A 23,919-nucleotide genomic window follows, 5' to 3' on the forward strand; every position below is an offset into this window, starting at 1 on the left:
CAGGCTTGTGGGAAACTTTCATCTACGAGATGCCTCTCTTTTCGGTGGTCAATGTGCTCTAGACAAGCTCCATTTTCCTCGAAAAGACGGGCATTCTCGGTTTAAACCGCCGCCCGCGTCTCGATCATCATCGGTGGATCAAGGCTTAGGCGCTATCGGAGGATTCCGCAAGACCTGTCGCGTTCGCTCCAACGGCGGTAGATTCGGGCCATGACGAACAATCTGAGCGTTGTTGTTAATGCCGACGCGCAGCAAGTTTGGACTTCGCTGCGCGAACCGTCGCTCGTGGCTCAATGGCACGGCTGGGAGGCCGATGAGCTTGGCGACGAAATCAACCAGATCTACTTCAGCACCGCCGTGGTCGAGGGGCCTGACCACACAAGCCTCACGGTGAACGGCGGGGACGTCTTCGAACTCACCCCGGTCAGCGGAGGCACCGAAGTCCGCGTGACGCGGGCCGCCTTGGACCACGATTCCGAATGGGCAGCGTGGGACGAGGACATCACCCAAGGCTGGCTGACCTTCCTGCACCAGCTCCGATTCGCCCTGGAACGCCATCCACACGGGCACCGGCGTACGCATTTTGTCTCCCTGCCCGGCGGTAGCGGCTCCGGAATCCAGAAACTTGGCCTGGCCGACGTCCCGGCTCCCGGGGAGGAATACTCGCTCACGCTCCCCACGGGCGAGGCCCTTTCCGGCAAGGTCTGGTTCCGGAGCAACCACCAGGTGGGCCTCACCGTGCACGGTTATGCGGAACACGGGGACGGGCTGCTGATTGTGGCTGACCAGCCGGTGATTCCGGAGAAGAGGCCCGACGGCGGCACTATCGTGATCGCTTCGACCTACGACCTGGGCGCGGCCAGCCTGGACTCGATCCGCTCCCACTGGGACGGCTGGAAGGCTGAGAACTACCCCACAGAGGTGCATTCGCACTGACGATTCACGCTCCGGGGCTGGCAGACTGTAACGGTGCCAGCCGATTCTTCACTGCCTGCTTCCGGGTCTCACTCCAAGTCCGATCCTTCCGCGCTCGGGGCTGCCCGTCAGTCCGCATTTTCCTTCGAGGTAGGTGCGTGGCTCAGCGAAACGCGCCCGCCGTCGTCGGGCCTTTTGAACGCCGACGGCGGCAGCTGGCACGGCGGCGGCAAGCGCGGGGAGTTCCTGGGCCGCACCGGAACCATCACCACACCGCACGGCCAGATCCAGACGCCCGCATTCATCGCCGTCGGGACCAAAGCCACGGTCAAAGCCGTGCTGCCCGAATCCATGAAGGAGCTCGGCGCGCAGGCTTTGCTGGCCAACGCCTACCACCTATATCTGCAGCCTGGACCGGAGATTCTGGACGCGGCCGGAGGTCTCGGCGCGTTCATGAACTGGGACGGGCCGACGTTCACGGACTCTGGTGGATTCCAGGTGATGAGCCTCGGCTCGGGGTTCAAGAAGGTCATCGACATGACCTCCGTGGATGCGTCCGGGCCTGACGACGCTGTGGCCCCGGGCAAGGAGCGGCTGGCCCACGTGGACGAGGACGGCGTCTGGTTCAAGTCGCACTTGAACGGGGACCGGCACCGTTTCTCCCCGGAGATCTCCATGCGGGTGCAGCACCAGATCGGCGCCGACATCATGTTCGCCTTCGACGAGCTGACCACACTGCAGAACTCCCGTGCCTACCAGGAGGAATCCCTGGAGCGGACGCGTCGCTGGGCCGAGCGCTGCGTCGTGGAGCATGAGCGGCTGACGGCTTCCCGGGTGGGCAAACCCTACCAAGCCCTATTCGGCGTCATCCAGGGTGCGCAGTACGAGGACCTCCGCCGCAAGGCCTGCCGGGATCTTGGCGGGATGCCCTTCGATGGTTTCGGCATCGGCGGTGCCTTGGAGAAGGAGAACCTCGGCACCATTGTGCGTTGGTGCAACGAGGAACTTCCCGAGAACAAGCCACGGCATCTCCTTGGCATCTCCGAGCCGGATGACATCTTCACAGCCATCGAAAACGGCGCCGACACCTTCGATTGCGTCTCCCCCACCCGAGTGGCCCGCAACTCGGCCTTTTACACCCTGTCCGGTCGGTACAACCTCTCCGGGGCACGCTACAAATCGGATTTCGGACCCTTGCAGGATGGTTGCGACTGCTACACCTGCGCAAACTATTCGCGGGCGTACATCCACCACCTGTACAAGGCGCATGAGATGGTTTCGCACACGCTGATCTCTATCCACAACGAGCGCTTCGTGGTGAAGATGGTGGACGATGCCCGTCTGGCGATCGAATCCGGGGATTTCTTCGAGTTCAAGGCCGAGACCCTGGGGCGGTACTACTCGTAGCTCTCGGTCGCTTCCCGCCGCGCTCGCCGTCGCCTCCCGACGTCGAGATCGCTGGAACGGTGCCGGTTCGCCGAAACTCTCCGGCGAGCCGGCACCGTTCCGGCGAACTCGCGCCGGGAGCCCCTCAGGGGCGGTCCGCCGTCGTCACGCCGATCACCAGGAGAACCGCATTGAGCACGACGGCGGGCACCACCAGCACTTCTGGGGCGTTGAACAGCATGCCCAAAGCCAAAGGCACCAGGGCGAAGAGGCACAGTACGTAGCCTCGGATCCTGGTTCCGAGCATGGCGGGTCCGCTCCGTCCAAGCTGCATCAGGTACACCAGTTTGGTCAGGTCTTCCTGCTGGCGAAAGGCTCGTCGCAGCATCCCCGCGCCCAAACCACCGCCCGCCGCCGCGCCCAGGACGAGAAGCTCCACCCGGAAGCCGCCAGCCAGCACGAAGAATCCGGCAGCCGCCGTCGTCCACAACCCCATCAGCATGACCGGCAGCGCGACGTGGACCCAGCGCGAGGCCGTCCTGGAAATGGGGAGGAGGGCATCGAGGCTGGGAGCCATGCGCAATTGCCAAAGCGGCCCGGCCGCCGCGGTGGAAGAGAAGATCGCCGCGGCAAGCAGCACAGGAAGCAGGATGATAGGTGAATCGAACGTCCGGACCAGCCCGGTCAAGGGAACGACGGCGAGACCCAGCCCCCAGCGCCACAGCCGGCCGGGCTGCCGGGCGAGCACGGTTGCCTCCGCGTGGAAGAGCGCGCCCGCTGCCGTGCGCGGCGTCCCCCGGAGCTTCACCCGGCTCCGTTTGCCGCCGCTGGACAGCGAGGCACTGAGCTCCCCCGTGTCCATTAGCGTCAGCGCAGCCTGGACATGTCCCCTGGCGGACCCTGCCTTGAGCAGCGATGTCGTGCGGACGCTGGAGAGCTTGTTGCGCATGCCGAGCGCCGCGGCAATCAAAGCGATTGCAGGGGCGACGGCGAAGATCCAGTTTCCTTGCAGCGTCCCGAAAAGCATTGCTCCGATTGCGGCCGAAGCGGCAGCCAACAGCCACGAGGTTGCCCGGCCTTGCGGCCGCGCCGGCCTCTGGGCCGGTCTCTGGGGCCGGGCCGGCGCTGCCAAGCGGGTCTGGGCAAACGCGGCCAGCGCGAGAATAGCCGCACCGGTCAGTGCCCCTGCCAGGACCCGCCCGGCGAATACCACCGCGTTCGAGCCGCTGAGGACTGCCACCGGAATGGTGGCGAGGGCCCCGACGACGGCGGCAGCCCAGACTGCGCGGCGCAAGCCTCGGGCTAGAAGCGGCTCGCGGTCGATAGCCAGTGAGTACCACCAGTGCCGCTGATTCGCCGTGATGGCCAGTGGCCCGAGCCTGCCCGCCACCCAATAGGCCGCGAGGCCCAAGAGCCCGAACCCGGCCACTAGGCCGTATTCAACAGAGATGACACCGTAGCTAGCCGAAATCAGGTGACCGCCGAAGCCATGCTCCGCTGCGGCAGTGAGCCCGTTGAGGAGGCCTGTCGCGTAGATCAGGCCGACGCCGAACGTCAGGAACTGGATGTACAGCTCGTTGAGCCTGGAAAGCAAGGACTGACCGCGCGGGCGAATGACCTTGCGCGTGGCACTCTCGGGGTCGAAGTCCACGAACTCCGGCTGCGCTACGGCATCAGTGGACATGCTCACCTGCGGATCCTCGCCACAGCCTCGTCGGTGCTAACCACGCGCGCCCCGCCGTCGTCGACTATTACCGCTCTGGTACACGCGGTCTGGGCGACGTCCGCATCGTGAGTGACCATGACGACGGCGGCACTCTTCTTGGCAGTTCTGGCGATCCGCTGCGCGAGCAGGCCGCGCATGCGGGTATCGAGCCGCTGCTCCGGTTCGTCCAGGACCAGCAGCTCGAAGGGGCGGATGAATGCCGAGGCCAGCAGGAGCTTGCGGCGCTGTCCCGAGGAAAGCTGATCGGGAAACGCATCCGCCACCGTTTGGAGCTCGAAGAAGTCGATCTCTCCCTCCACGGCAGGATCGGGGTTGGCGAGGCCATGCCCCCGGGCCACCAAGGAAAGGTGCTCGCGGACCGTGAGTGAATCAAAGTAGGCATCCTCGTCCAGCAGGACCGAGACCTTGCTGCGAAAGAGGGCCGAGCGGTCGTCCGGCATCAAGCCAAGAACGTGGGCATCGCCCTCAATGGCGGCCTGCGCGCCTATCATCGTCCGCAACAGAGTGGACTTGCCGGCACCGTTTTCGCCCACCATCCCGAGCACTTGCCCGGAGAAAACCTCGACGTCGAGCGGCCCGCACACTGCATGCTCGCCATAGCCTGCAACAAGATTCTCGGCCGTGAGCACGGCGATTCCCAGCTTCATCCTCTGAAACTACCGGACTTCCCTGCGGTTCCCCTGAGCCGACGGCCAATGCCCGCTCGCATATACCCCGTCCCGACCCAACGCCCGCTCACATATATGGCGTCCCGGGCCCGACGCCCGCTCACATATATGGCGTCCTCGGCCGACGCCCGCTCACCTATATGGCGTCCTCGGCCGACGCCCGCTCACATATATGGCGTCCCGGGCCCGATTTCCTGCTCAGGCCCAGTAGCTGGGCTCTCGCTTCTTGATCCAGCCGATGACCAACGACGTCACGGGAACGAGGATGTATTGGACGCCAACCTTATATACGAAGCCAACCAGGACATAGTTGACGAAGCTTCCGAAGTCCGTGATGCCAATGACCGAGGCCGCGATGCTGCAGAAGATGAGCGTGTCCACGAATTCGCCCACCCCGGACGAACCCATGAGCCGAGCCCAGAGGGTTCTCTCACCCGAACGGGCTTTCATCTTGACCAGGATCAGGGAGTTGATGGTCTGGCCGGCCAGGAACGCGAGAAGGGAAGCAAGGACGATCTGGGGAACCGGTCCCAGTGCGCCTTCGATGGCAGCCTGCTTGGCGTTGCCGTAATCGTCATTGAAACCGGGCAGCGCGATGATGATCCAGTAGCAGAGCGATGCGAATGCTGACAGTGCGAACGAGGTGATGATCGCTTTGCGGGCAACTTTGAATCCATAAATCTCGCTCATCACATCGCCGAGAATGTACGCAAGCGGGAAGAGGAAGAATCCGCCGTCGGTGATGATCGGACCGAAGACGACGCCTTTGGCAGCGCCGATGTTGGACAGGATCAGCACGACGGCCATGCATGCGAGCATGATGCCAAAGTACGGGGAGCCTATCGACGCGAAGCGCGGCGCGGGTTTACTCAGGGTCTGGGATTCTGGTGCTGACGTCATCGCTTGTCCGTTCATAGTGGTTCGCGCAGACGACCGGAGTTAGCACGGCGCCCCGCTGTATTAGCACTGGTGGTGGCCCCGCCAGCAAAACTGCGTAGCCTCCCCTATTCTCGCATCGAGGAATCGAGAATTGTCAGGCAAACTCGCCACCGCCCACGACGCTCGTCACCCCAAGCGAGCGAGCGTCGGGCCAAAACCCGACATAAGCGAGCGAGCGTCGGGCCAAAACCCGATATAAGTGAGCGGGCGTCGGAGTCGCCCCGGACCCGTTCGACCCCCTCTAGCGGGGCGGCGCGGGCTAGGGCAAGCTTGGTCCAAGACGGGCTGACCGGCGGGATACGGAACGGAACGAGGGACGCGCATGGCGGAGCACTTTGACACGGTGGACGAGTACATCGCGTCGCGTCCAGACGAGGTTCGACCCATCCTTCAGGAGATCCGACGGCGGGCCCTGGCAGCGGTGCCCGGAGCCGGGGACAGGATCAGTTACGGTATCCCCACCATCACGCTCGACGGCCACTATGTGGTGTATTTCGCGGCGTGGAAGCACCACATTTCCGTCTATCCAGTGCCCGTCGGCGACGAGGACTTCGAGCGGGAAATCGCCCCATTCCGGGCGGCCAAGGGCACATTGAAGTTCCCCCTAGGGAAGCCGATGCCGTATGAGCTCATCGAAAAAGTAGCAACGCTGCTGGCTGAGCGCGAGCGGCAGCGTGGCGGCTACTGACAATCGGCCGGTGCGGGGGTACGGTACAGCCATGCGCCGCGATGAGCTCGAGCACGCCATCCGGGCCGCTACGGATATCATCCACGGCGACCGGGTGATCGTGATCGGCAGCCAGTCAATTCTGGGATCCTTCACGGAGGACCAGTTGCCTGCGTCGATCACCATGTCGGATGCCGTCGACATCGCCCCGTTTTCCGACGACGACGCCGGCACACTTGCTGACAGCATCGACTCCGCCCTTGGTGAGTGGTCACCCTTCCACAAGGAGTTCGGGTTCTATGTCCAGGCAGCCGAAAGGGAGACTGCTGTGCTCCCGGAGGACTGGGAGTACCGCCTTGTCGGTGTGCGCAATGAGCGGACCCGGAACAGCACGGGGCTCTGCCTGGATCCCTACGATCTCTGCGCGGCGAAGCTCATTGCGGCACGCCCCAAGGACCACGCGTTCGTTCTGGCACTCATCGAGTCATCCCTCATCGACTGCGTCCGGCTCGTCGACAGAATCAGGCTGATAGACCCCTCCGAGCCTCGCCGCGCTGCGGCTTTGTCTTGGGCCATGTCCGTCTGACCCGGCCCAAACCCGTCCGAAACCGAAGGAGCAAGGTAATGACCAAGGTGGTGGCGTTCATGTCGATGTCCCTCGACGGCTATGTGGCGGATCTCGAGGACGGCGTCGACGAGGTCTTCGACTGGTACTTCGCAGGCGACGTCGACGTCCCTACCTTCAACCCGGGTTTCACATTCCATGTTTCTGAAGCGAGTGCCCAATACCTGCGTGCCCTAATAGGCGATGTGGGCGCGATGCTCACCGGGAGACGCACCTCCGACCGGGCCGACGCCTGGGGCGGCCAGCACCCGTTCGGCGTGCCCGCGTACGTCGTGACTCATCGGATGCCCGAGGGGTGGCCCCGTTCCGACTCCGCCGTCCATTTCGTCACCGACGGGCTGGAAAGCGCTGTCGCGCAGGCAAAGGCCGCGGCCGGCGACAAAATCGTCGTCATGCACGGGCCGGACACCATTCGGCAGTGCCTCGACGCCGGCCTACTCGACGAGATCCGCGTCGACCTGGTTCCGCTGCTGCTCGGATCCGGTATCCGGCTGTTCGATCGCGTTGAGAACGCGCCGGTCACTTTGGGCAACCCGACCGTCGTCGAGGGTGTCGGCGTCACGCACTTGAGCTACCCGGTCCTCAAGTAGGCGTCACGCAGGGCAGGTTTTTGGGTCCGTGCGGTTGGCCAAGCCGCGGAATTCCGGGGCTGTCCAAGCTGCGGGAATCCAAAAGTTGCGTAGCGTGACACGCCTCGCACGAAACTACCCCGAGTGCGCCTCCAGAAATGCGTACACCTCGGTCTCGTCGACGCCGGGGAACGCACCAGGAGGCATGGCGGCCAGGAGGTGCGAGTGGGCGCGGGCGGACGGCCAGGCGTTGCCTGCCCAGGATGAAGCCAACGACGCTGGCGGGCGCTTGCAGCAGTTCGGGTCCGGACACGTCGAAGTAGCCCGCGCCGTCGTCTCCCTTCCGCGGAACCACTTCACGTGCTGGTACGGCACGCCGATGCTGAGCGAAAACTCCCCCGCCGCCGAGCGCTCGGTGCGGGCCGTGCACCAATACGTGCCGGAGACGGTGTCGGTGTACTGGCTGTAGGCGCTGAACTTGTCCGGAACGTCGAACACGGCACGCGAAGTCCACGCTTTGCACGCCGGTTGGCCTTCGATGGCGCCGGTATGGTCCTGGGGGAAGGCCACGCCGTCGTTCTCGTAGGCCTTGTAGATGATGCCGCTCTGGTGGGTCTTCTGGAAGTGCGTCGTGATGCCCAGGTGTTTCGTGGCGAGGTTGGTGAAGCGGTGCGCCGCGGTTTCGTAGGAGACGGCAAAGGCGTCGCGGATGTCCTCGACCGCGATCTCCTTGGCGGCTTTCGCCTTTTGGAGGAACTCCAGGGTGGCGTGTTCGGGCAGGAGGAGCGCCGCGGCGAAGTAGTTGGTCGCGACGCGCTGCGCAAGGAAGTCGCCGTAGTTCTTGGGCGTTTCGTGGCCGAGCACGTAGTGGCCCAGGGCCTGCAGGAGGACCGAACGGGGATCGTGGTCCTGCCGCTGGCTCTGCGTGAGATAAATTCGGTGATTCTTAAGATCGGTCACCGAACGGGTGGAATGGGGCAGGTCGCCCACGTGGTGCAGCGTGAATCCGAGGTGGTCCGCGATGTCTGCAATGACGTGCTGGCTCAACGGACCCGTCGTGTACCCAACCCCTTTGAGGACCTTCTGCGCTTCGGCTTCGTACTCCGGAAAATAGTTGCCGCGCTCGCGCATCATGGCACGCAGTTCACCGTTCGCGCGGCGGGCCTCTTCCGGCGTCGCGACCTGCTCGTTGAGCCTACGCTCAAGCTCCTGCAGGAGGCCCACTTGCGACTCCAGTACATCCAGCGGAAGCCGCGAGCTGACGCGGATTTTCGGCAGGTTCAGCGACTCATACAAGGGCCCGCGCTGGTACCGTTCCAGCTCGATTTCCAGGGCCGCGCGGCGGCTGGGGGGTTCCGATCCGAGCAACTGTTCGATGCCGACATTCAGGGCCGCGGCAAGCTGCTTCAACAAGCCCAGTTTGGGTTCCCGCTTACCGTTCTCGATGAGGCTCAGCTGGCTGGGGGCGGTCCCGACGGCGGCGCTCACGTCGTCGAGGGTCAGTCCGGCCTGCTTGCGCAGATACCGCACGCGGCGGCCGAGGCTGATGACGTCCAGTTCGGGGTCAGAGGCGGACGACGACGGCGGCGTTACTTCGCGGTTCCAGCTCACAGGTGACATTTCTTGAGGATACGCGAAGAAGTGCATTTCTTTCCATGCTTTTTATCTAGCAAGCCCCTTGGAAGTGCTGAAAAGTAAGAACTACGGAAACCCCGGCCGGCCTGAACTGCAAAGGCGCAGCGAAGACCGGCCGGGGCTACATACACAGCAACACGCCAAAGTAGCGTCAAAGGAGACAGACAATGACCGCAGCATTTGAACCAGAGCAGCCCACCTCCGCTCAGCAGGCCGCCGCACTGGAGCTCGAATGGGCTGCCAACCCGCGTTGGGAAGGCGTCACCCGCGATTACTCGGCCACCGACGTCGTCCGCCTTCGCGGCCGCGTCTCCGAAGAACACACCCTGGCCAGGCGCGGCTCCGAGAAGTTGTGGAAGCAACTCACGGAAGAGCACAAGGAAGGCAAGTACACCAACGCCCTCGGTGCCCTGACCGGTAACCAGGCCGTCCAGCAGGTCAAAGCCGGGCTGCGGGCGATCTACCTTTCCGGTTGGCAGGTCGCCGCCGACGCCAACAATTCCGGCCACACCTACCCGGACCAGTCGCTGTATCCGGCGAACTCGGTCCCCACCGTGGTCCGCCGCATCAACAACGCCCTGCTCCGCGCCGACCAGATCGAATTCTCCGAGGGCATCCAGACCGTCGAGGACTGGCTGGTCCCGATCGTCGCCGACGCCGAAGCCGGTTTCGGTGGCCCGCTGAACGCCTACGAACTCATGAAATCCATGATCCAGGCCGGCGCCTCGGGAGTGCACTGGGAAGACCAGCTCGCTTCCGAGAAGAAGTGCGGCCACCTCGGCGGCAAGGTGCTCATCCCCACCCAGCAGCACGTCCGGACCCTGAACGCCGCCCGCCTCGCGGCCGACGTCGCGGGCACCCCTTCGGTGATCATCGCCCGCACTGACGCCGAGGCAGCCACTCTGATCACCTCCGACGTCGACGAGCGCGACCAGGAATTCATCACCGGCGAACGCACGGCGGAGGGCTTCTACAAGGTCCGCAACGGCATCGAACCCTGCATCGCCCGCGCCAAGGCATACGCCCCGTATTCGGACCTCATCTGGATGGAAACGGGCACCCCGGACCTCGAGCTCGCCCGCAAGTTCGCCGAGTCCGTCAAGGCCGAGTTCCCGGATCAGATGCTCTCCTACAACTGCTCGCCGTCGTTCAACTGGCGCAAGCACCTGGACGACGCCACCATCGCGAAGTTCCAGCGCGAACTCGGCGCCATGGGCTTCACCTTCCAGTTCATTACCCTGGCCGGCTTCCACGCCCTGAACTACTCGATGTTCGACCTCGCCCACGGCTACGCCCGCGAAGGCATGAGCGCCTACGTCGAACTCCAGGAAAAGGAATTCGCCTCCGAGTCCCGCGGCTACACCGCAACCAAGCACCAGCGCGAAGTCGGCACCGGCTACTTCGACGACATCGCAACTGCGCTCAACCCGAACGCATCAACCCTGGCCCTGGTGGGATCCACCGAAGAAGGCCAGTTCCACTAAAACTTCCCGTTCGACGGCGGGCCTGCCCCACTTCCAGCCTGCGGTGGGGCCGACAAAGGCAATCCTCCGCGTGCTCTTCCCCATCCCCGTCCTATGGCCTCGCAAAGCTCGGCCGAGGACTGGGACAGGGCCCCTTTTACGCACGCTTCCGGATCACCTTCGCCGGCCTTGCGGCTCTTGGCGACTGGCGCACCGGGCCGAAGAGTCCGGTATTGCGGCAGCCTGCGTAAAAGGGGCCCCGTTTCCGGGTCCGTCCTCGCTCAGCGAGGTCGGACCCGGAAACGGGGAATAGCAGGCAGAGCAATGCCGGTCCGAAGGCCGGACCGGGTCACACGGACCCAGCCACGCACCCAGCCCAGCACCCGCCGTCGAACATTTGCTTCTCTGAGGAGAGATTGAAATGAACAGCTTCACTGACAATTACACGATCAACGGCATCACGCTGACCGCCCAGCCCATCCACCGGCAGAACGAGGTTCTTACCCCGGACGCCCTCGAGTTCGTGGCAACCCTGCACCGCGCGACGGCGGAGCGCCGCCAGGAGCTGATGCAGGCGCGGCACGCCCGCCGCGGCCAGATCGCGAGCGGACAGGATCCGCGGTTCCTCCCGGAGACGGCGGACATCCGGAATGATCCGAACTGGCGGGTCGCTCCCCCGGCGCCGGGCCTGGAAGACCGCCGTGTGGAGATCACCGGGCCGGTTGACAGGAAGATGACCATCAACGCATTGAACTCCGGCGCCAAGGTGTGGCTCGCGGACATGGAAGACTCCTCCACCCCCACCTGGCGCAACGTCGTCCAGGGCCAGCTGAACCTCACGGACGCCCTGGAACGCCGGATCGACTTCACCTCACCGGAAGGCAAGGAATACAAGCTCCGTGCCGCCGAGGAGCTGCCGACCATCGTTGTGCGGCCCCGCGGCTGGCACCTGCCCGAGAAGCACATGCTCATCGACGGGAAGCCCGTTGCCGGTGGCGTGGTCGACTTCGGTTTGTTCTTCTTCCACAACGCCCGCCGCCTGCTGGCCCAGGGCAAGGGCCCGTACTTCTACCTGCCCAAGATCGAGAACCGCCTCGAGGCGCGCCTCTGGAACGACATCTTCATCCTGGCCCAGGACCTGCTCGGCATCCCGCAGGGCACCATCCGCGCCACGGTGCTGATCGAGACCATCACCGCGGCATTCGAAATGGAGGAGATCCTCTACGAGCTGCGCGATCACGCCTCGGGCCTGAACGCCGGCCGCTGGGACTACATCTTCTCCGTGATCAAGAACTTCCGCACCCGCGGCCCCCGCTTCGTGTTGCCGGACCGCGCCCAGGTGTCCATGACCGCCCCGTTCATGCGCTCCTACACCGAGCAGCTGGTCCGGGCCTGCCACCGCCGCGGTGCCATGGCGATCGGCGGCATGGCCGCGGCCGTTCCCAACCGCAAGGACGAGGCCGCCAACACGGCAGCGTTCGAGAAGGTCCGCGCGGACAAGACCCGCGAGGCCGGCGACGGCTTCGACGGTTCCTGGGTCGCGCACCCGGACCTGGTTCCGGTGTGCCGCGAAGTGTTCGACGGCGTACTCGGCGAGCGTCCGAACCAACTGGACCGCTCGCGCGAGGATGTCACCCCGGACGACCGTGCGCTGATCGACGTCGCCTCCACCGAGGGAACCATCACCGAGACCGGCATCCGGAACAACATCGAAGTGGGCATCCGCTACATCGAGTCCTGGCTGCGCGGCAACGGCGCCGTGGCCATCCACAACCTCATGGAAGACGCGGCAACGGCGGAGATCTCCCGTTCGCAGCTGTGGCAGTGGATCTACTCCCACGCCATCACGGACACCGGTGAAGTTATCACCCGCGAGTGGATCAACGACCTCCTGGACGAAGAGTTCGCGCGCCTGGAACGCTTCGACGACGACCGCTTCAACGATGCCCGCAGCATCTTCGAAGAAGTCACCCTGGCCGAGGAGTTCCCCACCTTCCTGACCATCCCGGCCTACGCCCGGTACCTCACGGAAGCCCGCGAGGAAGCGACCAAGGAAGAACTCGTGGCCGCCTGAACCCGTAGATAAAAGCCCCCGCCGCTGGGCTGCCTGCACTCTTCGCAACAAGTGACCCCGATGGCCGGGGAGGCAGCCCAGCGACGGAACCCTTCACTCACACGCGCGAGCTGGCAGCAGATGACCTCAAAACGCTCCGGAAGGGGCATCTGCTGCCAGTTCGCGCGGGGTTAAGGGACGACGGCGGGACTCGCCTACCGGCGCAGCGCACCTAGCGTTGCCGGGCCACCCAGCGCACCGAGAGGGTGGTGCAGACGCAGAACGCGGCGACCGAGCCAAGGATCACTAGGAGCGGCACGGTCCAGCTGCCGGAGATGCCGTGCACGTAGCCGATGATGGTTGGCGCCAGGGCCGCGAAGCAGTAACCCACCCCTTGCACGACGGCGGACATCTTGCCTGCCGAGGCTTGGTCGCGGGCGAACTTGATGATGGCGATGAAGATGACCGTGATGCCGCCACCCTGCGCTACTCCACCGAGGGACGACCACAGCCACCACCAGCCCGGGGCCAACAACAAACCCAGGGGCACCGTGAGCCACAAGGCACCCAAGGTGGCCGCCACCGCCGTCGTACTCGCGAAACGGGCGAGCAGCGGTACACCGAGGCCACCCACAATCGCGAAAATCTGGAAGAGCGACGATCCCGCGCCGGCTTGCGCTGTACCCATGCCAAGCTCATCGGCCAGGAAGCTTGGGAGCCACGCCGTCACGCCGTAGTACGAAAACGCCTGGCCGGCGAAGCCGAGCGTCAGGCCAACCGTCAGCCAGCCAACCCCGGAGGCGCCGGCGGCTCGCGAGCCGCTAGCGGCCGGCACCGCAGCCGGAACGAACGCACTGCGGGCACCGACAGTAGGGATCCAGAACATGATGGCCGCCAAGGCCAGTAGGGCACTCGCCGCGAGGGCAAGCCGCCAGCCTACGAGTTCGGCGAGCGGGGCAGTGGCCACCGAAGTCAGGAAGGACCCGATGTTCAGCGCCGCCGTGTACACACCCATCGCGGTTGCCTGGCGGCGCGGCGCGAAGTCCCGGCGGATGATGAGCGGCACTGCGATGTTGCCGATGGTGATGGCGAGGCCGATGAGGACGGTGCCCAGCATGACCGGAACACCTCCGCCGCTGGAGCGGATCACGACGCCGGCCAGGACACCAACCAGCGTGAGCATCACCGCGAACTCGGCGCCGAACCGGCGTCCGGCCATTGAGGCCAAGGGCGCGGCGAGCGAGAAGCAGAGCACGGGAATCCCCGTCAGCAGCCCGAGTTCCACGGGAGAGAATCCAAGATCCCGTTTCAGGGAATCCACCACCGGCGCCACCGCGACGAACGGTCCTCGCATGTTGAGGGCGATGAGGCCGATGCAGGCGAGGATCAGCCAGCCTCGCGGGACCTTGGCGAGGAATTGGCCGGTCATGGGGCGCAGTGAAGGGCAGGGAAAGTAGGCATCACCTTCATTGCTATCACGGCATGCCGCGGCCGAACGCCATAGTGGCCCGTCATCCCGTTGCTTGGAGCGTGGCTTCAATCACGGCCGGGGACAAAACGTGTTGGGTGACCATCTGGCTCGCACCGAGGATCGCGGCCTGGTCGCCCGCCATCGAGATGCCGATGCGCAGATGCGAGGTGGCCAAGGGAAGGGAGCGCCGGTAGACAACTTCGCGGATGCCGGCCACGAGGTGCTCGCCGGCCTCCCCCACGCTGCCGCCGATGACAATCATGGAGGGGTTAAGCAGGTTGACCACGGTTGCCAGGACATCGCCGACGTCGCGTCCCGCCTGCCGGAGTGCCTGGATGGCCTGGAGGTTCCCCTCTGCTACAAGCCGCAGCACGTCGCCGCCGTTGGTAGCCGCCAGGCCTTGGGCTTGAAGCTGGCGCGCGACGGCGGGTCCGGAGGCGAGTGCCTCGAGGCAGCCGTAGTTCCCGCATCGGCACAGGACGTCGTCGCCGCGGGGAACCCGGACATGGCCGAGGTCCCCGGCAGTGCCGTTGGCGCCGCGCTGCAGTTCACCGCTGCTGATGATGCCCGCGCCGATGCCCGTGGCGATTTTGATGAAGAGCAAATTGTCGTGGTCCGGCCAATACGCCGTGCGTTCGCCCAGGGCCATGATGTTGACGTCGTTGTCCACCAGGACGGGAACGGGCAGTGAGCGCTGCATGTAACGGACTACATCGAATCCGTCCCAGCCAGGCATGATCGGCGGTTTGATCGGCCTGCCGGTGTCGTGTTCCACGGGGCCGGGCAGTCCGATGCCGATCCCGGCTAGGTCTTCAAGGTTGCGGTCGGCTTCGGCGAGAAGCTCCCGCCCTGCCGCCACCACCCTGCCGAGCACCACGTCGGGACCGTCTGCGACTTCCTGCGCGAGGCGCCGCTCGGCCAGGACTGTTCCGCCGAGATCGGTGACCGCGACGATCACGTGCGTCGCTCCGACGTCGACTGCCAAGACAACCCGGGCCGCAGGGTTAAAGGCAAAGCGCGACGGCGGCCTGCCGCCACTGGAACTCGCCTCACCGGCAGGGCCCACCAGTCCCGAATTCATGAGGGCGTCGATGCGCGAGGCGACCGTGGAACGGGCCAGTCCGGTAGTGAGGGCGAGTTCGGCCCGGGTCCGTGCCTGGCCGTCGCGAAGAAGCTGAAACAGATCTCCTGCACGCGAAAGGCTCCCGGCGTCCTGTACGGCGCCGTCCTTGCCGGGGTCTTTTCCGGGTGCTGAGGTCATGCATCAGTGATAGCACGATTGCTTATGGGTGTCACGCAGCAAAAGATTGTCGACTGATTTTCAACTTTTGCTTGCTCATCGTCAAAAGTCGGCATATGTTGTTCTCAGTCAGTTGTGAGAAGGGTCACGTAGCCCACAAAGCCACGCTGACACTCAGAGACTCCGTTTACGAAGAGGTAACTGATCTTGTCCAGCCAGTCACAGGCAACACCTTTAGGATCACCACAGCCCCTCGGTGTCGGCATCCTTGGCGCCGGCCCGGTCACCCAAGCAATCCACCTTCCTTCCCTCGCCCGGCTCCGGAATATCCTGGAAGTCCGCCACATCATGGACGTCGACGCCGCTGTCGCCGAATCGGTCGCAGCCCGCGTCGGCGCCAACTACAGCACCAGCATGGACGCGCTCCTGGGCGATCCCGACGTCGACATCGTGGCCATCTGCAGCCCCCACCAGTTCCACGCGGACCAGGTCATCGCCGCATGCCGTGCAGGAAAGAAAGCCGTCCTCTGCGAAAAGCCCTTCGCCATGAGCGGCGAGGAAGCGGCCCGGATTTCGGCGGTCAGCGAGGAAACCGGCGTGCCGATCATCGTGGGCGCCATGCACACTTTCGATCCAGGCTGGCTCGCAGCCGAAGCCAATTGGGACGATCTCCCCGAGAACGTCCACACCATCCGTTCCTCCATCGTCCTTCCGCCCAACGCCCGCTTCGAAGACTTCGCCACCGAAATCATCACCCGGCCCGCAGGCTGTACCCCTGACTACAGCGACGTCGAGGTCATCAAGAACGCCCTCCGCGGCGGCATCATGGGACTCGCCATCCACGACCTTCCCCTCGTCCGCCGCTTCACCCCGGATTTCGAAGACCTCGAGGTGCTGCAGGCACGCCACGTACGCCCCTTCGGGTATGTGATCTCCCTGCGAGCCGGTGACCGGATTATCGAGCTCAGGGCAGCGATGAACAAGACGTGGAAACCGGAATGGGCCTTCGAGGCGATCTCGGACGACGCAGCCCTTCGCGTGGACTTCACTCCTTCCTACGTGCAGGCGGGTTCCGCCGTCGCAACCATCACCCGCGGCACCACAAGCACAACGTACGGACCGTTCGAGCACAACGGCTATGAGGGTGAATGGCGCGAACTCGCCCAACTGGCCCTCGGAACCAAGCAACCGCCGTCCGCCGAAAGCCTCATCAATGACCTCACCTTCGCGATAGCGATCGCCGACGCCACAGTGGACATCGCCGCGGCCGAGCACGCAAACAGCCATGCAGGAGCCCGCTCATGAGCCCCCAGTACACGGTCACTGCCACCCCGCAGGCAGAAGAGAGCGGCGCCGTGGCACTCGCGGTCGCTTCGCTTCCGGCGAGCTTCGGCCCGGTGGCAGCCGGGGAGGCCGCACGGGTATCCGCGATCGACGGCGCTCCTGGCTGGACTACTGAGGCAGTCAAGGCGATCGCCGGCGGCGCGTCGGGCATCGTCGTCGTCAACCCGGTTCCGGAAAGCACCGCCGCCCTGCTCAACGCCGTTGGGGCAGCCGGCGTCGCGGTTGTCCTGGACCAGCGCTGGGCCTCCAATCCCGGTCTCGCCGGAGCAGAAGACGCCGTCCGCTCGGTAGCAGGCCGTGCCGCCATGCTGGACACGGTCGCGACGGCCGCGGCAGGCACGGATCCGGAACGGCTGCTGACCGAGCATCTCGCCGCTGTTGTACGCGTCACCGGTCAGCTGGACGCGCTTCGCGTCCTCCGCCGCGGCACGCACGGCTACGCGGTTTCCGGGCGCCTCGCCAACGGCGCTCCGGTTTCGATCCAGGGCGTACTGAGCAACTCCCGGCCCGCCGGCGTCGACTTCCGCCTCTACACCGACGACGGCGGTGTCAGCATCGCGGTCCCGGAACCGCTTGCTGCCTGGCCAGCGGAAGTCCGGGCCACCGGGCCCCAAGGAGAAATCCTCCTGCCCACTCTTTACGAATCCGCCCACCGCACCACCTGGCGCCGCCTCAAGGAACACCTCGACGCCGGTACTCTCACCTCCGATCTGGCTGGCTTTGCGCGGCTGACGGAATCCATAGCGCACCTGACCTGAACCCGCACTTCTCCTCAACTACGCAACCAGCACCATCGAGCAAAACAGCACCAAAAGCAATCATTAGCCTTCTCGACGACGAGCCGGACCGCACCGAACGCGAAGACCACGCAGCGGTCCCGAAAGGAATCATCATGAATGTTCAGTCCGAAGCCAGCCGCAATTTCTCCCGCAGGGGTTTCCTCGGCCTCACGGCGGCGGCAGCGGCTGTCCCCCTGCTCGCAGCCTGCGGAGGCGGTTCCAGCTCGAGCTCCGCTGGCGGCGCCATCAAGTTCTGGGACATGCCGTGGGCCACCCCGGCCTATAACGATGCCGCGAAGAAGATCACCGAGTCCTATGTCCCGGCTGGCAGCAACAGCAAGGCCGGTTACCAGATCATTCAGTGGAACAACTTCTACCAGACCTTCTCCTCGGCCATTGCGTCCAAGACCGGTCCCGCGGTGTCCACCGGTGGCGGTTTCCAGGCCTTCCAGTTCGACCAGCAGGGTCAGATCGCGTACGCGGACAAGGTCATCGACGCGCTCAAGAAGAACGGCCAGTTCGACGACTTCCTGCCCGGCGTGCTGGACCCGTTCAAGTCCGACAAGGGCTACGTCGCCGTTCCGTGGCAGCTGGACATGCGCGTCTTCTGGTACCGCAAGTCCCTCTTCGACCAGGCCGGCGTCGCGCTGCCCACCGACTGGGCCTCCCTGCTTGACGCAGGCAAGGCACTGAAGAAGATCGGCGCCTTCGGCTTCGCCACCGGGTCCGGCGCCGGCAACAACATCGGCAACCACTCGATGATCATGATGATGGTCAACAACGGCGGTGGCGTCTTCACCAAGGACGGCCAGCTGGACGTCATGAACGACCGCAATGTCGAAGCCACGGAGTACCTTCTGGAACTGGTCTCCAACGGCATCATCGACCCTGCTGCAGTCAGCTACACCACGGACAACCTCAACGCGCAGTGGAAGGACAAGAAAGCCGCCTTCGGCCCGTACGTCCTGGGCGTGCCGGCTCGCGTCGGCGACACCTCCGGCGACATCATGGTGGCCAGCCCGATTGCAGGCCCGCACGGCGACAAGCACGGACTCGTTTTCCCGAACAACATCATGATGTACAAGAACACCCCGTCCCAGGAATCCTCCGAGGCCTTCCTGACCTACTACATGGGACAGCTCAAGGAGCTGTGGCGCCAGAAGCTCATGAACGCCCTGCCGGTTTTCAAATCCATCACGGAGATGCCCGAATTCACGAGCGACGCCAACAACGTCAAGATCGTCAAGGAATGGCAGCCCATCGCCAAGACCTTCGCCGCGCAGGGAACCTCGCTCAATGCCAACCTCGCTGTCCTCGACGGTGGCCAGGCACTCAACCAGTTCACCCAGACCATCCTGACCGGCAAGACCGACGCCAAGACGGCGCTCACGGCCTTCAAGACCGGCCTCGAGTCCGTCATGAAGAAGTAAAGCCGTCGCCATGTCAACCACCACAACACAGTCCGGCCTCGCCCGGGCCCGCCGGGGGCTCGCTCCCGGCGGGTCCGGCGGCGGGTCCCTGAACCGCAAGAGCAAACTTTCGGGGCAGACCAAGCGGACGTTCTTCTGGCTCCTGCTGCCCTCGGTCATCCTGCTCGTCCTGATCCACGGCTACCCGCTGGTCTATGCCGGCGTCCAGGCCACCCACGACGGCTCCCTGATCGACACCGGCAACTTCGTCGGAGTCGACAACTTCGGCCATGTCCTGACCTCCCCGGCTTTCTGGAAGGCCGCCCAGTTCACCCTGTGGTTCACTATCGTCGGCGTCTTCGGCTCCTGGCTGGTTGGCTTGGGCCTGGCACTGCTGCTGCGCACCAAAATCCCGGCGGGCGGGACCTTCAAGGTCCTGCTCCTGCTTCCCTGGGTGGTTCCGATCGTGGTCTCCTCGACGGCCTGGAACTGGCTCGTCGCGACTCCGGACAGCCTGATCCCCTCCATCTTCCGGAACCTCGGACTGGGCACGCCGCTGTTCCTGGCGGACCCCCACTTGGCCGCGGTCATGGTCATGGTGTTCAAGGTCTGGGTCAGCTTCCCTTTCATGATGATGATGATTTCGGCAGCACTGGCCTCGGTAGACACAACCGTCTATGAAGCCGCCAGCATGGACGGTGCCAGCAAATGGCAGCAGTTCACCCAGATCACCCTGCCGCTGATCGCCCGCTCCACCTACATCAGCTGGATCCTGATGACGATCTTCTGCGTCAACGACTTCCCCACGATCTACCTCCTTACCGGCGGCGGCCCCGTTGACGCTACTACCTCCCTCGTGGTCCTGGCCTACCGCACGGTCTTCCAGGACTTCCAGACCGGTCCCGGCGTTGCCATCGCCTTCCTCATGACCCTCACCCTCGTCGTAGTGTCGGTCTTCCTGTACCGCCAGATCCGAAAGTCGAGCGTCGAATAATGAGCGCAGTACTCCACGCCCACCCCGAATCCGGACCCGCGCTCGGTGTCGCGGGACCCGAGAAATCCCGCCGCGTCCTCTCCGAAGCAGGCATCCGCGGCCGCTGGTGGCGGTTCGTCCTGATCCTGGCCATCACCGCCATCGTCCTGGTCCCCATCATGGTCACCGTGGTCCTGGCCCTGACCCCGGGGCCCAACAGCACCGCCACCGGCCTCACTTTTGAGAACCTCAGCAACGTCTTCTCCGAGACCCTGGCCGCCACCTGGCTCAAGAACAGCCTCATTACCACCGTCAGCACCGTGATCGTCGCCGTCGCCGTGGCCGCACCTGCCGGCTATGTCCTCTCACGCGGCCGATCCAGGGCCGTCTCCGGCTACTCCCTGCTGCTGTTCGTCATGCAGTCTCTGCCGATCATCACGTCCGTGGTGCCGCTGTTCATCCTGTTCGCAAACCTGGGGCTCGTGGACAACCTCATGGGACTGATCATCATCTACGTCGGCTCGACAATGACAGTCGCCACCTGGATGATGGCGGCCTACTTCGACTCCATCCCGGTCAGCCTCGAGGAAGCATCCTGGATCGACGGCTGCTCGGTCTTCGGATCGTTCACGAAGGTGGTGCTGCGCAACTCCCTGCCCGGCATCCTGTCCACGGCCATCTTCGCCTTCCTCCTGGCCTGGAACGACTACCTCGTAGCGATCGTGTTCCTGCGCTCTAACGAAATCTTCACCCTCCCCATGGGCGTCCAGTCGTTCTTCCAGCAAAACCAGACCGACTGGTCCGGCGTCATGGCCCTCGCGGTCATCATGATGCTCCCGCCGATCATCGTCTTCGCCACCCTGAACAAGTACTTCAGCGTCGGCGGCATCGGCGGATCCCTCGCCGGCCGCTAACAGCCGGTACCCGAACTTTTCACGCAACTGACAACGCAAAGGAAAACCATGTCTTACTCCATCCAGCTGTACACCCTGCGCAATGCCATGCAGGAAGACCTGCCGGGCACCATCAGACGCGTTGCCGAGATCGGTTACACGCAGGTTGAACCCTACAATTTCGTGGCCACGGCCAAGGAACTCGGCGCTGCGTTGAAGGAGAACGGGCTCCAGGCCCCATCCGGTCACGCGCCGCTGCTGAGCCAGGACCAGGACGAGATCTTCGCGGCCGCCAAAGAACTGGGCATCAGCACGGTCATCGACCCGTACCTGCCCGCCGAGCACTGGCAGAACGCCGAAGACATCCAGGCGACCGCGGCCAAGCTCAACGCCGCCGCGAAGAAGGGCGCCGAATACGGCATCCGCGTCGGCTACCACAACCATGCCTGGGAGCTTGAGTCCACCATCGAGGGACAGACAGCCCTGGAGTACTTCGAAGGCCTCCTTGACCCGGAGCTGGTCCTGGAAGTGGACACCTACTGGGTATCCGTCGGCGGCCAGAACCCCGTGGAACTGCTCGCCCGCCTCGGTGACCGCGTGAAGTTCATCCACATCAAGGACGGCCCCGGCACCACAGACACGAAGGCCCAGCTGCCGGCGGGCCAGGGCACCATTCCGGTGCTCGACGTCGTTGCCGCCGCCAAGTCCCTGGAAGTGGGCGTCGTGGAGTTCGACGACTACGCCGGAGACACCTTCGAAGGCATCGCCGAAAGCCTCGCATTCCTGCGGGACTCCGCTGCAACAGCAGGAGCACAGGAAGTGAACGCATGAGCGCCGCAACGCACCAGACCACACCTTCCACCCGCCGGGGGCCCGTGGGCGTCGCCGTCATCGGCGCGGGCAACATCAGCAAGGCCTACCTGGACAACCTGACGGTCTTCCCGGACTTGAAGGTCCACGTCATTGCCGACCTGTTCGAGGAAGCCGCGGAGGCACGGGCCAAGGAATACGGCGTCCCCGGGTGGGGCGGGGTGGACGCGGCCCTGAACCATCCCGACGTCGAGATCATCGTCAACCTGACCATCCCGGCCGCGCACGTCGAGGTGGCAACGGCTGCCGTGAACGCCGGCAAGCACGTCTGGACCGAGAAGCCGTTCTCCCTGGACCGCGAATCCGGGCTGGCGCTATTGAAGACGGCCGACGCCGCCGGCATCCGCCTGGGCTGCGCACCGGACACCTTCCTGGGCGCGGGGCTGCAGACAGCCCGCCGGATCATCGAACGCGGTGACATCGGCACCCCGCTGACCGCCCTGACCATGTTCCAGACCCCCGGCCCGGAGTCCTGGCACCCGAACCCGGCGTTCCTCTTCGCCCACGGCGCGGGTCCGCTCTTCGACATGGGCCCGTACTACATCACCGCGCTCGTGCAGGCCTTCGGTTCGGTCCGCAAGGTCGCCGCCGTCGGGTCCAAGGCCAAAGACGTCCGCGTGGTCGGTTCCGGGCCCAAGGCAGGGGAGGAATTCCCCGTCGAGGTCCCCACCCATGTCTCCGCGATGCTCCAGTTCGAGGGCGGCGCCTCCTCGCACAGCGTCTTCAGCTTCGAGTCCCCCCGCCTGCGGATGGGTTTCGTGGAGATCACCGGCACCGAGGGCACCCTGGAGTTGCCGGATCCGAACTACTTCGACGGCGACCTCAAGCTTTGGCGCGCGGGAGCCGAGGAAGCCGAAATCATTCCCGCCACGGGACCGGCCAACGGCCGCGGTATGGGCGTGCTGGACATGGCCCGGTCCCTGCGCGCCGGTGTTCCGCACCGCGCCCAGGGAGCCCTCGCCTATCATGTGGTCGATACCCTGGTTTCCATTTCCGAGTCCGCCGAAACCGGCACCTTTGTAGGCGTCGACAGCTCCGCCGTGACCTCCCAGGCCCTCCCCGAGGACTGGGACCCGATGGCCGCCACCCTCTAGGAATCACTCATGACTAGCTCCGCCCCTACCCCCACCACCCTTCACGACGGCGAACCGGGCAAGAAAACCCTGGGTGTTGCCGCGATCGGTTACGCGTTCATGGGCAAAGCCCATTCGAACGCGTGGCGGAACGTGGCCAGCTTCTTCGATGTTCCGGCCTTCGAGCAGAAAGTGCTCGTGGGCCGGGACGCGGAACAGGTTGCCGAGGCCGCGGCCAGGTATGGGTGGAGCGAGTCCGCCACGGACTGGCGTTCGGTCTTGGAACGCGATGACATCCACATCGTGGATATCTGCGCCCCGGGCTGGATGCACGCCGAGATCGCCATCGCGGCGCTGGAAGCGGGCAAGCACGTGCTCGTGGAAAAACCCCTCGCGAACACCCTGGCCGAGGCCGAAACCATGACGGAAGCCGCGCGCGCCGCCCGCGCGCGCGGCATCCAGTCCATGATCGGCTTCAACTACCGCCGCGTCCCTGCCCTCGCCTTGGCGAAGGAATTGATCGCCGAGGGCCGACTGGGCACGGTCAGGCACGTCCGCGCCGCCTACCTGCAGGACTGGCTCGTGGACCCGGACTCCCCCATGACCTGGCGGTTGAACAAGGAAACCGCCGGATCCGGCGCGTTGGGCGACATCGCCTCCCACGCCATCGACCAGGTCCTCTTCCTCCTCGGGGACATAGTCACCGAGGTCTCCGGCCGGCTGCACACCTTCGTGGACAGCCGCCCCGGCGCGGACGGTCCGGAACAAGTAACGGTCGACGACGCCGCCTGGGCCACGCTGACCCTCGCCTCCGGGGCGGTCGCCTCGGTGGAAGTCTCCCGCATGGCCACGGGCAAGAAGAACTCGCTCACGATGGAAATCTACGGCGACAAGGGCTCGCTCCTGTTCGACCTGGAATCCATCAACGAACTGGGTTTCATGGACGCTACGGTGCCCGTCCGGGAGCAGGGCTTCCGCCGGATCCTGGTCAACGAACCCGAACACCCCTACATGGACGCCTGGTGGCCCCAGGGCCACGTCATCGGCTGGGAACACACCTTCACCCACGAAATCCGTGACTTCCTGGCAGCCATCGACGCCGGGACCCCGCCGTCGCCGTCGTTCGAGGACGGGCTCGCCGTCCAACAGGTCCTGGCCGCCATCGAAGAATCCGCCGATGCCAAGTCCGCGATCATCCAGGTCGCCGGCCACTGACAGCCC

The 23,919-nt window shown here is 64.9% G+C and carries 21 protein-coding genes; 15 read left to right on the plus strand and 6 right to left on the minus strand.

The genetic code is table 11. From position 1 onward, the window contains the following. Positions 1 to 210 precede the first annotated feature (210 nt). Positions 211 to 936, plus strand: a complete 726-nt coding sequence (locus AB4074_RS07280; RefSeq protein ID WP_441412779.1) for an SRPBCC domain-containing protein — start codon at positions 211 to 213, stop codon at positions 934 to 936. 51 nt (positions 937 to 987) lie between these two features. Next, positions 988 to 2,322 carry a tRNA guanosine(34) transglycosylase Tgt gene (tgt, locus tag AB4074_RS07285; RefSeq protein ID WP_441412893.1) on the plus strand — a complete coding sequence of 445 codons (1,335 nt, stop codon included), beginning with the start codon at positions 988 to 990 and terminating at the stop codon, positions 2,320 to 2,322. A 124-nt stretch (positions 2,323 to 2,446) separates the two neighbouring features. On the opposite strand, the gene AB4074_RS07290 is transcribed toward tgt, so the two are convergent. From AB4074_RS07290 to AB4074_RS07300, 3 genes are all read right to left on the minus strand, one after another. Further along, positions 2,447 to 3,985: a DUF6297 family protein gene (locus tag AB4074_RS07290; protein ID WP_441412894.1), complete on the minus strand. Its 1,539-nt coding sequence runs from the start codon at positions 3,983 to 3,985 to the stop codon at positions 2,447 to 2,449. A 2-nt stretch (positions 3,986 to 3,987) separates the two neighbouring features. Next, complete coding sequence (locus AB4074_RS07295) at positions 3,988 to 4,674, minus strand: ABC transporter ATP-binding protein (RefSeq protein ID WP_441412780.1); 687 nt, start codon at positions 4,672 to 4,674, stop codon at positions 3,988 to 3,990. A 219-nt stretch (positions 4,675 to 4,893) separates the two neighbouring features. Then, positions 4,894 to 5,595: a queuosine precursor transporter gene (locus tag AB4074_RS07300; RefSeq protein WP_059388549.1), complete on the minus strand. Its 702-nt coding sequence runs from the start codon at positions 5,593 to 5,595 to the stop codon at positions 4,894 to 4,896. A 361-nt stretch (positions 5,596 to 5,956) separates the two neighbouring features. Here AB4074_RS07300 and AB4074_RS07305 point away from each other — a divergent pair, with 361 nt between their 5' ends. Genes AB4074_RS07305 through AB4074_RS07315 form a run of 3 tightly spaced genes read left to right on the plus strand, consistent with a single transcriptional unit; the run spans position 5,957 to position 7,516 of the window. Continuing rightward, positions 5,957 to 6,322 (plus strand): iron chaperone, encoded by a 366-nt coding sequence (locus AB4074_RS07305; protein ID WP_441412781.1) that lies wholly within the window; start codon positions 5,957 to 5,959, stop codon positions 6,320 to 6,322. 31 nt (positions 6,323 to 6,353) lie between these two features. Next, a complete protein-coding gene (locus AB4074_RS07310) occupies positions 6,354 to 6,887 on the plus strand; it encodes a DUF6036 family nucleotidyltransferase (RefSeq protein ID WP_441412782.1) in 534 nt (177 codons plus the stop codon). A 38-nt stretch (positions 6,888 to 6,925) separates the two neighbouring features. Further along, positions 6,926 to 7,516, plus strand: coding sequence for a dihydrofolate reductase family protein (locus AB4074_RS07315; protein WP_441412783.1), 591 nt, complete (start codon positions 6,926 to 6,928; stop codon positions 7,514 to 7,516). 114 nt (positions 7,517 to 7,630) lie between these two features. Here the strand turns inward: AB4074_RS07315 and AB4074_RS07320 are convergent, their stop codons facing one another. Next, complete coding sequence (locus tag AB4074_RS07320) at positions 7,631 to 9,142, minus strand: helix-turn-helix domain-containing protein (RefSeq protein WP_441412784.1); 1,512 nt, start codon at positions 9,140 to 9,142, stop codon at positions 7,631 to 7,633. Between the two features lie 155 nt (positions 9,143 to 9,297). On the opposite strand from AB4074_RS07320, the gene aceA reads away from it, so the two are divergent. Further along, positions 9,298 to 10,614, plus strand: a complete 1,317-nt coding sequence (aceA, locus tag AB4074_RS07325) for an isocitrate lyase (protein ID WP_441412785.1) — start codon at positions 9,298 to 9,300, stop codon at positions 10,612 to 10,614. A 400-nt stretch (positions 10,615 to 11,014) separates the two neighbouring features. Next, positions 11,015 to 12,667, plus strand: a complete 1,653-nt coding sequence (gene aceB, locus AB4074_RS07330) for a malate synthase A (protein ID WP_441412786.1) — start codon at positions 11,015 to 11,017, stop codon at positions 12,665 to 12,667. A gap of 211 nt (positions 12,668 to 12,878) precedes the next feature. On the opposite strand, the gene AB4074_RS07335 is transcribed toward aceB, so the two are convergent. Then, the gene (locus AB4074_RS07335) at positions 12,879 to 14,075 is read right to left on the minus strand and encodes an MFS transporter (RefSeq protein WP_441412787.1); all 1,197 of its coding nucleotides are present in this window, start codon (positions 14,073 to 14,075) and stop codon (positions 12,879 to 12,881) included. A gap of 82 nt (positions 14,076 to 14,157) precedes the next feature. Continuing rightward, entirely contained in the window at positions 14,158 to 15,378 is a 1,221-nt protein-coding gene (locus AB4074_RS07340; protein ID WP_441412788.1) for an ROK family transcriptional regulator, read from the minus strand. Between the two features lie 186 nt (positions 15,379 to 15,564). Between AB4074_RS07340 and AB4074_RS07345 the strand changes: the two genes are divergently transcribed. The 8 genes from AB4074_RS07345 (at position 15,565) to AB4074_RS07380 (ending at position 23,913) form a co-directional block, all read left to right on the plus strand. Continuing rightward, positions 15,565 to 16,662 (plus strand): Gfo/Idh/MocA family protein, encoded by a 1,098-nt coding sequence (locus AB4074_RS07345; protein WP_441412789.1) that lies wholly within the window; start codon positions 15,565 to 15,567, stop codon positions 16,660 to 16,662. Next, entirely contained in the window at positions 16,659 to 17,459 is an 801-nt protein-coding gene (locus tag AB4074_RS07350) for a hypothetical protein (RefSeq protein ID WP_441412790.1), read from the plus strand. Before AB4074_RS07345 ends, AB4074_RS07350 begins: the two co-directional genes overlap by 4 nt. Positions 17,460 to 17,593: 134 nt before the next feature. After that, complete coding sequence (locus AB4074_RS07355; protein WP_441412791.1) at positions 17,594 to 18,910, plus strand: ABC transporter substrate-binding protein; 1,317 nt, start codon at positions 17,594 to 17,596, stop codon at positions 18,908 to 18,910. 10 nt (positions 18,911 to 18,920) lie between these two features. Beyond that, positions 18,921 to 19,883 (plus strand): carbohydrate ABC transporter permease, encoded by a 963-nt coding sequence (locus tag AB4074_RS07360; RefSeq protein ID WP_236814834.1) that lies wholly within the window; start codon positions 18,921 to 18,923, stop codon positions 19,881 to 19,883. Beyond that, positions 19,883 to 20,776 (plus strand): carbohydrate ABC transporter permease, encoded by an 894-nt coding sequence (locus tag AB4074_RS07365; RefSeq protein ID WP_441412792.1) that lies wholly within the window; start codon positions 19,883 to 19,885, stop codon positions 20,774 to 20,776. The genes AB4074_RS07360 and AB4074_RS07365 overlap by 1 nt, the downstream gene beginning before the upstream one ends. Before the next feature lie 48 nt (positions 20,777 to 20,824). Further along, complete coding sequence (locus AB4074_RS07370) at positions 20,825 to 21,586, plus strand: sugar phosphate isomerase/epimerase family protein (protein ID WP_441412793.1); 762 nt, start codon at positions 20,825 to 20,827, stop codon at positions 21,584 to 21,586. Continuing rightward, positions 21,583 to 22,719: a Gfo/Idh/MocA family protein gene (locus AB4074_RS07375; protein ID WP_441412794.1), complete on the plus strand. Its 1,137-nt coding sequence runs from the start codon at positions 21,583 to 21,585 to the stop codon at positions 22,717 to 22,719. The genes AB4074_RS07370 and AB4074_RS07375 overlap by 4 nt, the downstream gene beginning before the upstream one ends. A 9-nt stretch (positions 22,720 to 22,728) precedes the next feature. Beyond that, on the plus strand, positions 22,729 to 23,913 hold the full coding sequence (locus AB4074_RS07380; RefSeq protein ID WP_441412795.1) for a Gfo/Idh/MocA family protein: 1,185 nt from the start codon (positions 22,729 to 22,731) through the stop codon (positions 23,911 to 23,913). Positions 23,914 to 23,919: the final 6 nt, after the last annotated feature.

Origin of the sequence: Arthrobacter sp. 2MCAF14, from assembly GCF_052115645.1 — a bacterium.
GTDB lineage: Bacteria > Actinomycetota > Actinomycetes > Actinomycetales > Micrococcaceae > Arthrobacter.

Excerpts from the sequence above, each read along its gene's own strand:
- AB4074_RS07280 (WP_441412779.1), top strand. The coding sequence starts at position 211 with ATGACGAACAATCTGAGCGTTGTTGTTAATGCCGACGCGCAGCAAGTT.
- AB4074_RS07290 (WP_441412894.1), bottom strand. The coding sequence starts at position 3,985 with ATGTCCACTGATGCCGTAGCGCAGCCGGAGTTCGTGGACTTCGACCCC.
- AB4074_RS07295 (WP_441412780.1), bottom strand. The coding sequence starts at position 4,674 with ATGAAGCTGGGAATCGCCGTGCTCACGGCCGAGAATCTTGTTGCAGGC.
- AB4074_RS07300 (WP_059388549.1), bottom strand. The coding sequence starts at position 5,595 with ATGACGTCAGCACCAGAATCCCAGACCCTGAGTAAACCCGCGCCGCGC.
- AB4074_RS07305 (WP_441412781.1), top strand. The coding sequence starts at position 5,957 with ATGGCGGAGCACTTTGACACGGTGGACGAGTACATCGCGTCGCGTCCA.
- AB4074_RS07310 (WP_441412782.1), top strand. The coding sequence starts at position 6,354 with ATGCGCCGCGATGAGCTCGAGCACGCCATCCGGGCCGCTACGGATATC.
- AB4074_RS07315 (WP_441412783.1), top strand. The coding sequence starts at position 6,926 with ATGACCAAGGTGGTGGCGTTCATGTCGATGTCCCTCGACGGCTATGTG.
- AB4074_RS07320 (WP_441412784.1), bottom strand. The coding sequence starts at position 9,142 with ATGCACTTCTTCGCGTATCCTCAAGAAATGTCACCTGTGAGCTGGAAC.
- aceA (WP_441412785.1), top strand. The coding sequence starts at position 9,298 with ATGACCGCAGCATTTGAACCAGAGCAGCCCACCTCCGCTCAGCAGGCC.
- aceB (WP_441412786.1), top strand. The coding sequence starts at position 11,015 with ATGAACAGCTTCACTGACAATTACACGATCAACGGCATCACGCTGACC.
- AB4074_RS07335 (WP_441412787.1), bottom strand. The coding sequence starts at position 14,075 with ATGACCGGCCAATTCCTCGCCAAGGTCCCGCGAGGCTGGCTGATCCTC.
- AB4074_RS07340 (WP_441412788.1), bottom strand. The coding sequence starts at position 15,378 with ATGACCTCAGCACCCGGAAAAGACCCCGGCAAGGACGGCGCCGTACAG.
- AB4074_RS07350 (WP_441412790.1), top strand. The coding sequence starts at position 16,659 with ATGAGCCCCCAGTACACGGTCACTGCCACCCCGCAGGCAGAAGAGAGC.
- AB4074_RS07355 (WP_441412791.1), top strand. The coding sequence starts at position 17,594 with ATGAATGTTCAGTCCGAAGCCAGCCGCAATTTCTCCCGCAGGGGTTTC.
- AB4074_RS07360 (WP_236814834.1), top strand. The coding sequence starts at position 18,921 with ATGTCAACCACCACAACACAGTCCGGCCTCGCCCGGGCCCGCCGGGGG.
- AB4074_RS07365 (WP_441412792.1), top strand. The coding sequence starts at position 19,883 with ATGAGCGCAGTACTCCACGCCCACCCCGAATCCGGACCCGCGCTCGGT.
- AB4074_RS07370 (WP_441412793.1), top strand. The coding sequence starts at position 20,825 with ATGTCTTACTCCATCCAGCTGTACACCCTGCGCAATGCCATGCAGGAA.
- AB4074_RS07375 (WP_441412794.1), top strand. The coding sequence starts at position 21,583 with ATGAGCGCCGCAACGCACCAGACCACACCTTCCACCCGCCGGGGGCCC.
- AB4074_RS07380 (WP_441412795.1), top strand. The coding sequence starts at position 22,729 with ATGACTAGCTCCGCCCCTACCCCCACCACCCTTCACGACGGCGAACCG.